At 61.2% G+C, this 14,169-nt stretch carries 11 protein-coding genes; 6 read left to right on the top strand and 5 right to left on the bottom strand.

Annotated features, from left to right (window positions below):
• Nucleotides 1-24: 24 nt before the first annotated feature.
• The 5 genes from cas3 to AC0L17_RS04540 form a co-directional block, all read right to left on the bottom strand.
• Nucleotides 25-2,325: a CRISPR-associated helicase Cas3' gene (gene cas3, locus AC0L17_RS04560; RefSeq protein ID WP_473514931.1), complete on the bottom strand. Its 2,301-nt coding sequence runs from the start codon at nucleotides 2,323-2,325 to the stop codon at nucleotides 25-27.
• Between the two features lie 382 nt (nucleotides 2,326-2,707).
• On the bottom strand, nucleotides 2,708-3,907 hold the full coding sequence (locus AC0L17_RS04555) for a mandelate racemase/muconate lactonizing enzyme family protein (protein ID WP_473514930.1): 1,200 nt from the start codon (nucleotides 3,905-3,907) through the stop codon (nucleotides 2,708-2,710).
• A gap of 18 nt (nucleotides 3,908-3,925) precedes the next feature.
• Nucleotides 3,926-5,281: a mandelate racemase/muconate lactonizing enzyme family protein gene (locus tag AC0L17_RS04550; RefSeq protein WP_473514929.1), complete on the bottom strand. Its 1,356-nt coding sequence runs from the start codon at nucleotides 5,279-5,281 to the stop codon at nucleotides 3,926-3,928.
• A gap of 61 nt (nucleotides 5,282-5,342) precedes the next feature.
• On the bottom strand, nucleotides 5,343-6,509 hold the full coding sequence (locus tag AC0L17_RS04545; protein WP_473514928.1) for a mandelate racemase/muconate lactonizing enzyme family protein: 1,167 nt from the start codon (nucleotides 6,507-6,509) through the stop codon (nucleotides 5,343-5,345).
• A gap of 59 nt (nucleotides 6,510-6,568) precedes the next feature.
• Nucleotides 6,569-7,276, bottom strand: a complete 708-nt coding sequence (locus AC0L17_RS04540) for a GntR family transcriptional regulator (protein ID WP_027151244.1) — start codon at nucleotides 7,274-7,276, stop codon at nucleotides 6,569-6,571.
• A 211-nt stretch (nucleotides 7,277-7,487) separates the two neighbouring features.
• On the opposite strand from AC0L17_RS04540, the gene AC0L17_RS04535 reads away from it, so the two are divergent.
• The 6 genes from AC0L17_RS04535 (at nucleotide 7,488) to AC0L17_RS04510 (ending at nucleotide 14,127) form a co-directional block, all read left to right on the top strand.
• Nucleotides 7,488-8,963 (top strand): ABC transporter substrate-binding protein, encoded by a 1,476-nt coding sequence (locus AC0L17_RS04535; RefSeq protein WP_287237933.1) that lies wholly within the window; start codon nucleotides 7,488-7,490, stop codon nucleotides 8,961-8,963.
• 206 nt (nucleotides 8,964-9,169) lie between these two features.
• On the top strand, nucleotides 9,170-10,129 hold the full coding sequence (locus AC0L17_RS04530) for a carbohydrate ABC transporter permease (RefSeq protein ID WP_473514927.1): 960 nt from the start codon (nucleotides 9,170-9,172) through the stop codon (nucleotides 10,127-10,129).
• Entirely contained in the window at nucleotides 10,126-11,016 is an 891-nt protein-coding gene (locus AC0L17_RS04525; protein ID WP_473514926.1) for a carbohydrate ABC transporter permease, read from the top strand. Before AC0L17_RS04530 ends, AC0L17_RS04525 begins: the two co-directional genes overlap by 4 nt.
• A gap of 10 nt (nucleotides 11,017-11,026) precedes the next feature.
• Nucleotides 11,027-12,124: an ABC transporter ATP-binding protein gene (locus AC0L17_RS04520; RefSeq protein WP_473514925.1), complete on the top strand. Its 1,098-nt coding sequence runs from the start codon at nucleotides 11,027-11,029 to the stop codon at nucleotides 12,122-12,124.
• A 66-nt stretch (nucleotides 12,125-12,190) separates the two neighbouring features.
• On the top strand, nucleotides 12,191-13,354 hold the full coding sequence (locus AC0L17_RS04515; RefSeq protein WP_473514924.1) for a mandelate racemase/muconate lactonizing enzyme family protein: 1,164 nt from the start codon (nucleotides 12,191-12,193) through the stop codon (nucleotides 13,352-13,354).
• A gap of 23 nt (nucleotides 13,355-13,377) precedes the next feature.
• Nucleotides 13,378-14,127 carry a ribonuclease activity regulator RraA gene (locus AC0L17_RS04510; RefSeq protein ID WP_473514923.1) on the top strand — a complete coding sequence of 250 codons (750 nt, stop codon included), beginning with the start codon at nucleotides 13,378-13,380 and terminating at the stop codon, nucleotides 14,125-14,127.
• Nucleotides 14,128-14,169 lie beyond the last annotated feature (42 nt).

The following is a 14,169-nucleotide window of genomic DNA, read 5'->3' as shown; positions in this document are numbered from 1 at the left end:
AATACGCAAGGAACATATCAGGAACTAAATAACAATAGCCTCTTGCGCTAAATATTCGGCGTCCTCCCAAACGAGGCCAACTTCCGGGTCATAGAGACCAGGCGTCATGAGCACCGCAAACTGGTCAGCGCGCAGCCGCTCCTCGGCAAATTTCACATGGCCGCAGGCGATAAGCCGTGCCCGTGCCTTCGGCGGCACCTGTACGACATAGGTCTGCAAGTCACGGGCAATCACGCCGGACGGAATCGTTTCGATCCTCAGCTTTGCAATCGCCGCTTTCGCTTGTTCGTCTCGGGCGACAATCACCGGAACCATGCCGCTCTCGATCATGCGAAAATTCTCGGCGACCGAGCGATAGGAAAAGTTCGTGCCGCCGCTGCCGATACGAAACTTGTCCACGAGGGGCAGTCTGTCGTTGCGTCCACGATCCAGCCCTTCGGGACCGACGCGCCAATAGACTTCACCGAAGAAATCCTCGATCGCGGCGGGCGACAGGAGCTTTTCGTGCCTCGCCATCATCCGGGCCATGTCGCTCGAAAGCCCCGCGATCTCCGGTGGTGGCGGGTTTTCAGGTGCCTTGAACACAGTGACAATGCTGTCCTCCACCGGTCGCCGCCCCTCGCGATTGCAGCGCCCGGCCGCCTGCGCTATTTGATCCAATCCTGCTTCCGCGCGCCACAGCCTCGGGAAATCGAGATCGACGCCAGCCTCTACCAGCGAGGTCGCTATCACGCGACAGGGCTCGTCGTTCAAAAGTCTCTGCTTGACCGCCGCCAGAATCTCGCGCCGGTGCGCCGCATATTGGCGCGTCGTCAGATGGACGAGACCCTGAAGGCCAGTCTCCTTCGCCTGCCGATAGAGCGCCAGCGCATGCTTGCGGCTGTTGACGATGACCAGGCCCTGGTTGGTCTTACCGAGTCCGGCAAGAACGGCCGTGTCGTCCATCGCGCCACCATGGACCAGCCTGACGCGTTCCAGTTTTTCGGCCAGGTCGTCGGGGTCCGGTGCCAATTCGCGGCCTGCCAGCGACAGGCCTGCCGGATGCTTTGCCGGGAATTTTCGCTGGTCGAGCGCCGGTTGGGTCGCGGTACATAGAACAATGCTGCAGCCATAATTCTCGGCAAGTTCGCGCAGCGCCCAAACGGCAGGGATGAGAAGCTGGCGTGGCAATGTCTGCGCCTCATCGAGAATGATGACGCTGTTGGCGATGTTGTGCAGTTTGCGGCAGCGCGAGGTTCGCGCGGCAAACAGGCTCTCGAAGAGTTGCACGTTGGTCGTGACCACGATAGGCGCCGCCCAGTCTTCCATGGCGAGCTTGAGCTTGTCTTTGTCGGCCTTGGTGCTGTCGGCATCCCGTGGTTCACGTGGGCGGCGCTCCTCATCCTCGATGGCCGAATGGTGCTCCAGCACGACGCCGTCGCCAACTATTTCACGAAAGATCGCCGCCGCCTGATCAATAATCGATGTAAATGGGATTGCGTATATGATGCGATCAAGCCCGTGTGCTTTGGCGTGATCGAGGGCAAAGCCGAGTGAGGCGAGCGTCTTGCCGCCCCCAGTTGGCACTGTCAGCGTGAAGAGGCCCGGCCTTTCGGTTGCGCGCGAACGCACATGGTCGAGAATGCTCGCTCGCAAGACGTTGACCGAAGTGTCCGATCTGCGCTTTTGGCCCATATGGACGTCGAAAGCCTCGACAAGGCTGTGCAGGATCAATTGCAATTCCGGCCAACTGCGGTCGACCTGCCTTCCCTCAGTGCGCGCATAGAATTGTTCGGTATCCTTGAAATCGGCATCGACGAGGCAGGAAAAAATCATCCGGCCAAGAAAGCCGAGCTGGAAGGCAGCTCTTGCTTTGTCCGTCTTTTCCCAGTTGGGAAACGGCGGCAAGAGATTGGCAATCTCTGGCGCGATTTGGGACTTCCAGACATGGTCGAGTCCCTCGTCCGAAAACCCATTGAGGCGTTCTGACAGTGTGGAAAGAGACTCGCCTTGTTGATCCGGGAGACCGGCATGGTGACCGGCAATGCAATAGGCGATTAGTTCGGCAACGATCCTGTCGTCCGCTTTGGCTGCCCGCGCCAGTTGAACAACAGTGGCAGCGCCTGCGGTGGAATGATCGACTCGCTCCTCCGCACCAGACAATCGCGCCTGGAATTGCGGCGTGTATTTCCCGAGATCATGAAGCAGGCCAGCAAGCCAGGCTGCACGTCCGATGCCGATCCGCGCGCCAAATTGCTGCGCGACCGCGGCGACAGCGATGAGATGGTCGTTCAAGGGTTGCCAGTTGGAGCGAACGAGTTCGGCGGTCGAATGCGCGTAGTACATCGTGCCCTCTGGGAGATTGAATGCCGTTCGACTGGGGATGCGCAAAAGCTGAGCTGGCCTGGCGCCAATTTCCCTTCGATAGCTTTTTCACAACTGGACTTCACGTGCAAAGCAGCATGACCGCCGCAACTTGTTTGGTAGCGGCTTGACAGGGATAAGCCAAGCCGAGTGCCGACTGGAAAGACGGCCGCGTTCGTGCGCACGCGCTTAGCCGCGCGAGGCCGTCACCATCAGCACCGCTGCGACATAGAGGATGCACGCGGCACTGAAGTCCAGCGGTAGCCGCGCATCACGTCCGCATGGGCAGGAGCGACCGACATCAGAACCGCCGGCCACACCGGCGCGCCATCAGCGCATGCGCTCGAGGACGCAAGAAGATGGTTCAATCGAAGAAGCCCGCATCCTCTTCCCTGAGATACTTTCGGGCTGCTTCGGCGTCGAGATCGAGGCCCAGCCCCGGCGCTTCCAGCAAATCCACCATGCTGTCCGTCACGATCTGCGACGGCAGGCCGATTACGAGATCCTCCCACCAGGGGTCGGAGGCGCTCGGATATTCGAATGCGATGTAGTTGGCGGGCAAGGTGGCGCAGACGTTGATCAACGCGCCGAGGCCAAGCAGGCCGTTCGCCGTGCCGTGCGGCGCCATCAGGATCGAGTGCATATGGGCGTGCTCGGCGACCCATTTGAGCTCGGCAATGCCGCCGATATCGGCAGGATCGGGGCCGATGACGCGTACCGCCTGCGTCTCGATCAGTTCCTTGAAATTGTGCCTGAGGTAAATCTGCTCGCCGGTATGGATTGGCGTCGAGGTCGAGGTGGTCAGCTCCCGATAGGCCTGCGGATTGACCCACGGCACATAGTCGCCAGTCAGCATGTCCTCGAGCCACATCAAATTGTATTTTTCGACCGCGCGAGCGAACTTGATCGCATCGGGCAGCATCCAGCCCGGGCCGCAGTCGAGCGCCAGGCTCACCTTGTCGCCCAGTACTTCCTTCATCGCGATCACGCAGTCGAGCATGTGATTGAAACCGCGCTCGCTGATCACACCCTGATCCATGGCACCGTGATAGCCGGCCTGCTTCTGCGTCACGCCGTAATGGAAGCCGTCGATGGTGTCCTTCATGTTGGAGTGGAACGAGATTCCCTGCTTGATCATGAAGAAGTTCTGCGGCTGCTCCATCATCCATTTGACGTCAGCGGCGTAATCCTGTGGCCGGTCGCCCGTGCGTTTCCTGCGGATCGAGCCGTTGTAGACGCGCACCTTGTCGCGCACCTTGCCGCCGAGCAGTTTGTAGGCCGGCACGCCTGCGGCCTTGCCGGCAATGTCCCACAGCGCATGCTCGATAGCGCTTACCGCCGCGCCATAGGGCTTGAAAGAGCCGCGTTGGCGGATCTTCAGCATCACCCGTTCGACGTCGGTCGGGTCCTCGCCGATCAGCGCCTCGCGAAAATGCAGGACCCAGGGCTTGAGATAGGGCTTGGTGTACTCGACCTCGCCCAGGCCATGGAGGCCCTCGTCGGTGACGATGCGTACGATGGGGTGCTTGCCGATGACGGCACAGCGGAGGTCGGTGATCTTCATCTTCGGCTCTTTTCCCCCTCAGCTCCAGGTGCGATCCCAGGAATACTCGTTGTCCCATTGATCCGTGGGCTGCCAGATGCCGGTGACACCCGGCTGCAGATGCTGCGAGATCACTTCGTCGACGACGTCGTCGATCCCCAGGCCCGGTCTGTCGGGAACGGTGATAAAGCCGTCCTTCACCAGCGGCTTGGCAACGCCAGTGACGATATCGTCCCACCAGTCGACATCGGCAGAGTGGTATTCGAGCGCCAAAAAATTTTCGGTCGCAGTCGCGACATGTGCCGCGGCCATCGCCGCGATTGGACTTTCCGCCATATGGATGGCCATGGCGACGCCGTGGTCCTGCGCCATGTCGCCGATCTTCTTGGTCTCGAGGATGCCCCCGCTGGTGAGCAGGTCCGGGTGGATAATGGAGAGGCCGCCGCTCTTGAGCAGAGGCTCGAAGCCCTCCTTGAGATAAATGTCCTCGCCGGTGCAGATCGGCACCGTGGTGGCGTCCTGCAGTTGTCGGTAGTGCTCGGTATACTGCCATGGGATCACATCCTCGAGCCAGGCCGGCACATATTTTTCAATCCGCCTGGCGAGGCGAATACCGTCCTGCAGCGAGATGTGGCCGACGTGGTCGATGGCGAGCGGAATATCCATGCCGATAATTTCGCGAACCTCGGCAATGTACTGCTCAAGCAAGTCGAGGCCCTTGTCGGAAAAGTGGAGGCCGGTAAATGGGTGGGGGACGTTATGCAGATCGTAAACGGCGTTGCGGGCGCGCCGCTCTTCAAGGGTCTTGACCGGGCCGCGGCCGGGCTGGACGCGGTACCCATCAAGTGAGCCGGCAGGTGACACGACCGCACCGGGGACATCGGCGATCTGCATCAATCCCAGATCCATCTTGAGGAACGTGAAGCCGAGCGCCATGCGCTGCTTGAGGCGCTTGCCGGTCTCGGCCGGCACGGTGGCGTCGGTATCGCAATAGAGGCGCACCTTCTCGCGAAACCGGCCGCCGAGCATCTGGTAGATGGGCACGCCATAGGCCTTGCCGGCGAGATCCCACAACGCGATTTCGACCGCCGAGACGCCGCCGCCTTGCCGGCCGTGCCCGCCGAACTGCTTGATCCGGCGAAACAGGCGATCGATGTTGCAGGGGTTCTCGCCGAGCAGCCGGCTCTTCAGCATCAGCGCATAGGTGGCGCTGGCGCCGTCGCGCACCTCGCCAAGCCCGACGATGCCCTGGTTGGTGTAAATCTTGAGCAGGGTCGAGGTGAACGGCGCGCCGACGATTTCGGCAACCCGCATGTCGGTGATGCGGAGCTCGGATGGCTTGGAGTTCGCATTCACCCGATTGAGCGCCTCGTCGGCGCCACCCATCTTTGCCATGACTTATCCTCGTTCTGGTGGGTGGGGCTGGTCGTCGCCCGCATGCCGGCATGGAGCGTCGCTAGCCCAGCTCAATCTCATGGGCCTGCAGGTAGTCACGGTCCATCTCGATACCGAGACCAGGCCTCGACGTCAGCTTGAGGCTGCCGTTCGAGACGTCGAGCGGTCTGTCGATGAGGTGATCGTATTTGCCCAGGTTCCACTCCGACGTTTCGAGCCTGTAGAAGTTAGGAACGGTCATCATCACCTGTGCTCCCGCAACCACGTTGATCGGTCCCGCGGCGTCATGTGGCGAGACCGGGATGTAGTAGGCTTCGCATAGGGCAGAAATCTTCTTGAGCTCGGTAATGCCGCCGGTCCAGGTGACATCCGGCATGATGTAGTCAGCGAGCCTGTTCTCGAGTACCGGCACGAAATCCCACTTCGTGTGGCCGCGCTCGCCCCACGAGATGGCAGCACTGACTTTTTCACGCACCTGCTTGAGGGCGTTCAGGCTCTCGGGCGGGCAAGGCTCCTCGAACCAGTCGATCTGGCCGGCTTCCTCAAGACTCCGACAAAGGCGAATGGCGGTGGGAACGTCGAAGCGGCCATGCGCATCGATGAGAACGTCGACGTCAGGCCCCGCCGTTTCGCGGATCAGCGCCGTGAGTTCGGCGGCTTCGCGCTCGTCCTTGCGGGTCATGCTGCCATCGAGGTAGCCGTCCCGCTGTTCGCGGGACAGGCCATCGGCGCTGTTGCCCTGATGGGGGAAAGGATCGAACTTGAGCGCAGTGTGTCCGGACTCGACGATGTCCAGAATTTCGCGGACCACCGCCTCCTTGCTGGTGAATCTGGCCTGGTTGGGATGGGTGTAGAGCGCGATTTCATCGCGTACCGGTCCGCCCAGCAGCTCGCAAATCGGCTTGCCGAGGACTTTGCCGCGGATATCCCAGAGGGCAATATCGATGGCGCTCACGCATTCGACGGCGGCGCCGCGGCTGCCCATATAGGTGAAGCTGCGAAAGATCTTGTGCCAGAGATGCTCGATACGCGCTGGATCCTCGCCTGCCACGGCGACGCCGATCTGCCGCAGGATCGTGCAGAGAGCGCGGTTGGCGAGCCTTGTCGTGGTGGTGATCTCTCCCCAGCCACTCACCCCCTCGTCGGTCGTCACTTCGACGAACAGGAACTCTCCCCAATAAGAAGCATCGGACTTGATCAGCCACGGCCGAATGCTCGTGATTTTCATCTCAATCCCTTTATCTGAAATGCTTAGGGCTAACGATGTTCGAGACTGGACCTTCGTTCCTATCCGGCCCGAGCGGCGTTGCGCGCACGCATCTGTTCGAGGATATGCCGGCCGGAACCCTCGACATGGCGGGAAACGAGTTCGGCCGCCTTGTCGGCTTCTCCCGCTTTTACGTGCGCGATGAGTTCGCGGTGCTCGCGAATGATCGCGGCACGCCGCGCCAGCGTGAAATTGAAACGCCGGCTCACGGCTCGCAGCACTTCGCGATGCTTCCACCAAAGTTCAGCGGCATGACGGTTATAGTGCCGCTGGTACATCACGGTGTGGAAGGCGGTATCCAGTTCACTGTGCCTGAAGGTGTCGGCAAAGTTGTTCTCTTCAATCAGGCCTTGGAGACGTTCGAGTTCGGCGATGTCCTCGCCGGTCGCCATGTTCACAAACCATCGCGTCAGGGCCGGCTCGATCAGAACACCGATTTCATAGATATCCCGGACAAAATCCTGATCTATGGGTCGCACGCGCGCCCCGCGGTTGGGGAGAAAGGTGACAAAGCCCTCCCCGCGCAAGAGCTGCAGGGCCTCGCGCACGGGGTTGGTCGAGGTGCCGTGACGGCGGGCGAGATCGGTGACCACAAGCCGTTCGTTGGCGGCGAGCCGTCCCTCGATGATGTCTTCCCTGATCAGTTCATAAAGCGAGGCGCCCTCGCTGGAGGCCATGGGGTCAGTCTCCACCGGTGGCATGGCTTTAAAGTCATCTATTTCGGCCAAGGCCGGCTCCCCTGATCAACACATACCCTGCCCGATATCACACACGGATTTCACAAACAATGTACGATCCAGCGCGTTGACAGGCAATCCACGATCTGAAAACGTACAAAATGATCGAAGGGATACATAGAATAGAAAGCGTCCCGCGGTCGAACGAGCTAGACCGCTTTGCCTCGGCGCAGGGCGGCATGGAGAACCAGGGAGGATACCTATGACGAGGATTACGCTCGGCAGTGCGGTCCTGCGCGGCACTGTCGCCACTGCTTTGATGGCATCGCTGATGTCCACATCGGCGCTCGGAGCGCCCGTCGACCTCAGCAAGTGGTCGCCGGAATATGTGCGCTCCATTGCGGGTACAGAGGATTTTGACACCGCGGCCGATTGCGCCAAGGTCACCCCGCTCGACTACAAGGGGCGACTGACTTTCTGGTATCAGGGCGTGTTCGAGGGCGACCCCGACCTTTTGCGCCAGTACTACAAGGATTTCTTCGAGACGTTCCGCAAGACCTATCCGAACATCCAGCTCGAGGAACAAGCCCTCACCTATAACGACCTTCTTGACAAGTTCCGCACGGCGCTCCTCGGCAATGCCGCGCCGATGGCGGTCCGCCTGCAAATCCTGGGTGGTACCGAGTTCGCCTCAAAAGGCTATCTGGAGCCGCTCAAACCCGAGGATGTCGGGTATTCCACCGAGGACTTCTGGCCAGGCGCCATGAAGGCCGTGACCTGGGAGGGAGTGACCTACGGCATTCCAACCAACAACGAGACGATGGCGTTCATCTGGAACGCCGACATCTTCAAGCGTGCGGGCCTCGATCCAGACAAGGCTCCGGCAACCTGGGACGACGTCGTCAAGTATTCCAAGCAGATCCACGACAAGCTCGGCATTGCCGGCTACGGCCTCGTGGCTCGCAAGAATGCCGGCAATACGCCGTACCGCTTCATGCCGCAGCTGTGGGCCCATGGCGGCGGCGTCTTCGACGAAGCCACTGCGAACCCGACCTATGAGGATGTCCAGCTCGATAGCCCGCAGAGCAAGGCCGCCCTGCAAGCCTCGTACGACATGTATGTTCGCGACAAGTCGGTTCCGGTTTCGGCGCTCACCAACCAGCAGGCCGATAACCAGCCCCTGTTCCTCGCCGGCCAGCTCGGCATGATGATCTCGCATCCGTCCGACTACGACGTCATGCTCGACCTGCAGAAGAAGGCGACGGGCGCCGACAAGGACAAGGCGCAGACCGTCATCGACAACATGCGCTACGGCCTGATTCCCACCGGCCCCGACGGCAAGCGCGCAGTCGTGTTCGGCGGCTCGAACATTCACATCCTGAAGCCCGAATATGTCGAGGGCGGCAAGGTCGACGAGCCGGCCGCAAAGGCTATCATCTGCATGTGGACGAGCCCTGAATGGTCGCTGAAGATGGCCTATGCCGGCTCGAACCCGGGCAACCTCAACGGCTTCAAGACCAAATGGATGAAGGAACGTCTGGAAAACATCAAGTTCCTCGACGTGACGACCTCGATGCTGCCATACGGCATCCCGTTCCCAGCGCTGCCGCAGGCTCCCGAGATCATGAACATCATCGTCCCGGACATGCTGCAGAATGCCCTGACCGGAGCGATGACCGTCGACGAGGCAGCCGACGACGCGGCCAGGAAGGTAAGAGACCTGATGGGCGGACTCTGATGCATGTCGCGCAAAAGCATGCCCTCGGGCCAGATCTAGGGCTTGACCCGAGGGTGTGCAGCGGTTTTGCGATAACGACATGCATAAAATAACAACCTAAAGCGCGTCGCGTGAGGCCGATCAAACGCGACGCGCTTTAGTCTAGGCCTGACCGGCTGCACCGATAGTGCAGCCGGTTCGTTCAGAAGAAATAAGGGCGCGCCAAAGTGACGATCGTGACCGGCAAGGCCGAGGCTCGCCGAAGATTGCAATCCGGCAGGTCCGGCGTGCTACGCCAGATATGGGAGCATCGCGCTGACTACGCGTATGTGCTCCCTGCGATCGCCGTGATGCTCGTCGTCATCGCCTATCCGATCTACTACACGATCGAGCTGTCGTTCTTCAAGACGCCGCCTGGCCTGCAGCTTCGCGACAAGAGCTTCGTCGGCGTCGACAACTACACGACCATCCTCACCAGCGAGGTGTTCTGGAGAGTCACCTGGAACACTCTGATCTGGACGCTGGGCTCGACTTTGATTGCCTTTGTCCTGGGGTTTGCCACCGCGCTGGCACTCCACCGCGAGTTTGTCGGCCGCGGTGTGCTGCGCGCAATCCTGATCATTCCCTGGGTCATCAGCGCGGTCGCCGCCTCCTATATCTGGAAGTGGATCTATCATTCGGACTTCGGGATCATCGGCGCTGTGCTGGTCGGCCTCAGATTGGCCGACCGACCGCCGAATTTCATCGACAGCGTCAACACGGTTCTGCCTTCCCTGATCGTCGTCAATATCTGGCGCGAGTTTCCGTTTGCCATGATCATGATGATGGCCGGCCTGCAGACCGTACCCGAGCAGTTGCTGCGCGCCGCGCAGGTCGACGGCGCCAGCGCCTGGCAGCGCTTCTGGCACGTTACCTTCCCGCACTTGCGCAACGTCTCGACGGTGACGATCCTGCTGCTCGCGGTGGCCAACTTCAATTCCTTCATCATCCCCTGGATCATGACCGGCGGCGGGCCGTCCAACGCATCGCATATCTGGATCACCCACATTTATGAGCTCGCCTTCGGCCGGCAGCGCTGGGGCGTGGCATCTGCCTATTCGGTGCTCCTGTTCCTCACCCTGATGACGCTCGGCTACTTCTACGTCCGTGCGCTAAGCGGCAACGAGCGGCAAGAGGGGAACGCATGAGCACGACTACCGAGACCGCCCCGCGAGCCCTGAGCCGTCGCCGGATGCGCGTCGACGGATGGCGGTGGACCGGGCGCATCTTCCTCGCATTCATGCTGCTTTACACCGCGGTGCCGATGATCTGGATGCTGATCACCTCGATCAAGTCCGGGTTCGCGGCGTTGCAGTTCCCGCCGCAATGGTGGCCGGACGAACCTACCCTCGCCAGCTACGAGAAGCTGCTCGATCCCCAGAACAGCGTCGGCCAGGACTTCCTCCGCTTCTTCTGGAACAGCCTTTTCGTGTCGACCGTCACGACAATCCTCTCGGTGATCGTCGCCGTCCCTGCGGCCTACGCGTTTTCGCGCTTCAGTTTCCCCGGCCGGAACTTCCTGTTCTTTGCCGTGCTGCTGCGCAACATGTTCCCGGCGGTGATCTTTCTCGTGCCGCTGTTCATCCTGATGCGCCTGCTCGGGTTGATGAACACGCATGGCTCGCTGATTCTCACCTATCTCACCTTCGGCCTGCCGCTGGCGATATGGTTGCTCAAGGGCTTTTACGACAACATTCCGGTGCAGCTCGAGCAGGCGGCGCGCATCGATGGGGCAACGCGGTTCCAGGCCTTCATCCTGATTGTGATGCCGCTCTCGACGCCGGGGATCATCGCCACCGCGATCTATTCGTTCATCGGCGCGTGGAACGAGTACATCTACGCCTACACCTTCCTCACCAAGAACGACCAGTTGACGCTGCCGGTCGGCATCCAGCGCTTCTTCTCGGAAAATACGACGGACTTTCCGGGCCTGATGGCGGCCAGTTTCATGATGAGCGTGCCCGTCGTCGTGCTGTTCCTCGTCCTGCAACGATACTTCGTACGCGCCCTTACAGAAGGCGCGGTCAAGCACTAGGGAGTTGCCGATGGCCCACGTGGTCCTCAAAGATCTCGTAAAATCCTATGGCAGCTTCAAAGCCGTCAACGACGTGTCGCTGACGGTCAATGACGGCGAGTTCGTTGCGCTCGTCGGCCCTTCAGGCTGCGGCAAGACAACCACGCTCAATCTCGTCGCGGGGCTGATCCCTATGACATCGGGCGACATCGTCATCGGCGACCGGGTGGTCAACGACCTCGACCCCAAGGACCGGGACATCGCCATGGTGTTCCAGAACTACGCGCTCTATCCGCAGAAATCGGTTTACAAGAACCTGGCGTTCCCGCTGCAGATGCGCAAACTGCCCAGGGACGAGATCGACAAGAAGGTCAAGGAAGCGGCGCGCGTGCTCGACATGACGCACCTGCTCGAGCGCAAGCCGCGCGAACTTTCGGGCGGGCAGCAGCAGCGGGTGGCCCTGGGCCGTGCGCTTGTCCGCGACCCCGCCGTGTTCCTGATGGACGAGCCGCTCTCCAACCTCGATGCCAAACTGCGCGTGCAGATGCGGTCTGAGATCAAGCGCTTCCACCAGGACCTCAAGGCGACGATCATCTATGTGACGCACGACCAGCTCGAAGCCGTGACCATGGCCGACAAGATGGCGGTGATGAACGGCGGCTACCTGCAGCAATATGATTCACCGGCGCAGGTCTTTGCCCATCCCGTCAACATGTTCGTCGCCAGCTTCATAGGCAGCCCGGCGATGAGCCTTATTCCGCTGCAGGCATCGACGGCAAACGGCGACGCTGTGTTGACCAGCGCGGAGGGCTGGAGCTTCGAGCTCTCGCCGCGCAACGCCCGGAAGGTCGCAAGGGCAACGACCAGGAAAGTCGTGCTCGGCGCACGTCACTCGACGATCAAGCTGCGCAACAGCGCGGTCCCCGGCGCCATTCCGGCCAAGGCCTACACGGTGGAGCCGACCGGTGACGTCACCTTCGTGCAGGCGTTCCTGTCCGGCGCCATCGTCAACGTCAGTGTGCCGCCGAACATTGCCGTCGCGCCCGATGAACGGATCTGGCTCGAGTTCGACCAGGAGCGGATGCATCTGTTCGACGGCGAAACCGAAATGGCCCTCAAGGCCGACTGAGACACGGCGCCAATTGAAACAGGGCGCCAACTGAAACAGGGGGATGCGTTTGGAACGTGGGCGTGGATGACTACGAAGCTTAAGATCACCGCAATCAAGCCCTATCCAGTGTGGGTAGGAACGCGCAACCAGATGCTCGTCAAGGTCGAGACCGACCAGGGCATCTTCGGCTGGGGCGAGAGCGGCTTGAGTGGTCGCGAGAAGGCAGTGGCCGGCGCGGTCGAGCACTATCGCGAGTTTCTCATCGGCCGCGACCCGATGCAGATCGGCCGGACCTGGCAGGAGCTTTATCGCAGCCAGTACTTCGAAGGCGGACGTGTTCTGCAGGCGGCGATTTCCGCCATCGACATCGCCCTTCACGACATCAAGGGCAAGGCGCTGGGAGTGCCGGTCTACGAGCTGCTAGGCGGCAAGCAGCGCCACCGCATCCCCACCTTCGCCTCGACCGGAGACGAGGCCGAAGGTGACGCTGCCATCGAACGAGCCCGCGAGCTGCGCGCACAGGGGTGGCAGGCGATCCGCTTCTTCCCCGCCGGGCAAAACAGCAGGGACATCTTCGAGCCGCGCGAGTCGATCGGCACTACCGCCAGTATCCTTAACCGGGCGCGCGAGGCGCTAGGCGACGACGTCGTCCTCGGCATCGACTATCATCATCGGCTGTCGGTGGCCGAGGCGGCGAGCTTCTGCAACAAGCTCGGCCGCGGCGTGCTTGATTTCCTCGAGGAGCCGATCCGGGACGAGACACCGGAGGCCTACGAATCGCTGCGTACGATGACCGACATCCCCTTTGCCATCGGCGAGGAATTTTCCAGCAAGTGGCAGTTCCTGCCCTACATCGAGCGCGGCATTCATCAGTTCAACCGGCTCGATGTTTGCAATGTCGGCGGGCTTACCGAGGCGATGAAAGTCGCTGGCTGGAGCGAGGCGCACTATGTGGACCTGATGCCGCACAATCCGCTTGGTCCGGTGTGCACGGCCGCGACCGTGCATCTCGCCGCCGCGGTACCCAACTTCGCGTGGCTCGAGACCAGGGAACCCGAGACAAAGCTGGGCTTCGACAATTCCGACTTCTTCCCCGTGCGACCACGGCTAGACGGGACCGACTATCCGGTCGGCGACCTGCCGGGGCTCGGCGTCGAGGTCAACGAGGAGGCGATCCAGGCGGCGAGCTTTCGTTTCTGGGAAGCGCCTCACCTTAAGCGCCGCGACGGTTCTGTTACGAACTGGTAGTTGCCATTCAACCGGAGTCCACCATGACACATGCTCCCGACATCACGCGGCCGCCAAAAGACCTGATCGACGCGCTCAGCGAGATCGGCGCCGCGACGGTTGCCGGCACGCTTGGCCACATGGGTTTTCGCAATCCGCACATGGTCGGACCGGTGGCGCAGAACCACGGCAAGTCGATCGTCGGGCCGGCGCTGACGCTGCAGTTCATGCCACAACGGCCGGACCTGTTCACCGAGGGAGAATATGCCGATCCGGAGACGCAGCTGCATCGGCACGTGCTTTATCACGCGCAGGCGGGCGATGTGGTCGTGGTCGACGCGCGCGGCGACATGAGCTCGGGCGTCTTCGGCGATATGATGTCGACGTATTTCAAAGGCAGGGGCGGCGCCGGCATCGTCATCGATGGATGCATGCGCGACCGGCCCAATGTTGAAAAGCTCGATCTGCCGCTTTGGCTGCGCGGCTGGACGCCGAACTATCATGTGCAGACCAGCATTTATCCCAATGCCGTCAACGTTCCGATTGCCTGCGGCGGTGTCACGGTGATCCCCGGCGACATCATCGTCGCCGATGACGACGGGGTGGTGGTGCTTCCCGTCGCAATGGCCGCAAAGGTGATCGAAGAATCACAGAAGCATCACGATTGGGAGGAATTCTCGCGAGTGAAGCTGATGGAGGGCGGGCCGTTGCAACGCTACTATCCGCTGCATGACGATGCCCGCGGGGAGTACGAGGAGTGGCGCAAAACAAACCGCTCGGGGAACCCCGGTTAGCGCATGGATTACCCCGTGCGGCTGCTGGCAACCGTTCGCAGA

The sequence above is a fragment of the Mesorhizobium sp. WSM4829 genome, from assembly GCF_055811475.1.
Note: the sequence above shows the minus strand (reverse complement) of the source record. Positions and strands in the feature narration are given on the sequence as shown.

Bases quoted from the DNA above. Each gene is read 5' to 3' on its own strand.
- cas3 (WP_473514931.1), bottom strand. From the start codon at position 2,325: ATGTACTACGCGCATTCGACCGCCGAACTCGTTCGCTCCAACTGGCAA.
- AC0L17_RS04535 (WP_287237933.1), top strand. From the start codon at position 7,488: ATGACGAGGATTACGCTCGGCAGTGCGGTCCTGCGCGGCACTGTCGCC.
- AC0L17_RS04510 (WP_473514923.1), top strand. From the start codon at position 13,378: ATGACACATGCTCCCGACATCACGCGGCCGCCAAAAGACCTGATCGAC.
- AC0L17_RS04515 (WP_473514924.1), top strand. From the start codon at position 12,191: ATGACTACGAAGCTTAAGATCACCGCAATCAAGCCCTATCCAGTGTGG.
- AC0L17_RS04520 (WP_473514925.1), top strand. From the start codon at position 11,027: ATGGCCCACGTGGTCCTCAAAGATCTCGTAAAATCCTATGGCAGCTTC.
- AC0L17_RS04555 (WP_473514930.1), bottom strand. From the start codon at position 3,907: ATGAAGATCACCGACCTCCGCTGTGCCGTCATCGGCAAGCACCCCATC.
- AC0L17_RS04550 (WP_473514929.1), bottom strand. From the start codon at position 5,281: ATGGCAAAGATGGGTGGCGCCGACGAGGCGCTCAATCGGGTGAATGCG.
- AC0L17_RS04525 (WP_473514926.1), top strand. From the start codon at position 10,126: ATGAGCACGACTACCGAGACCGCCCCGCGAGCCCTGAGCCGTCGCCGG.
- AC0L17_RS04545 (WP_473514928.1), bottom strand. From the start codon at position 6,509: ATGAAAATCACGAGCATTCGGCCGTGGCTGATCAAGTCCGATGCTTCT.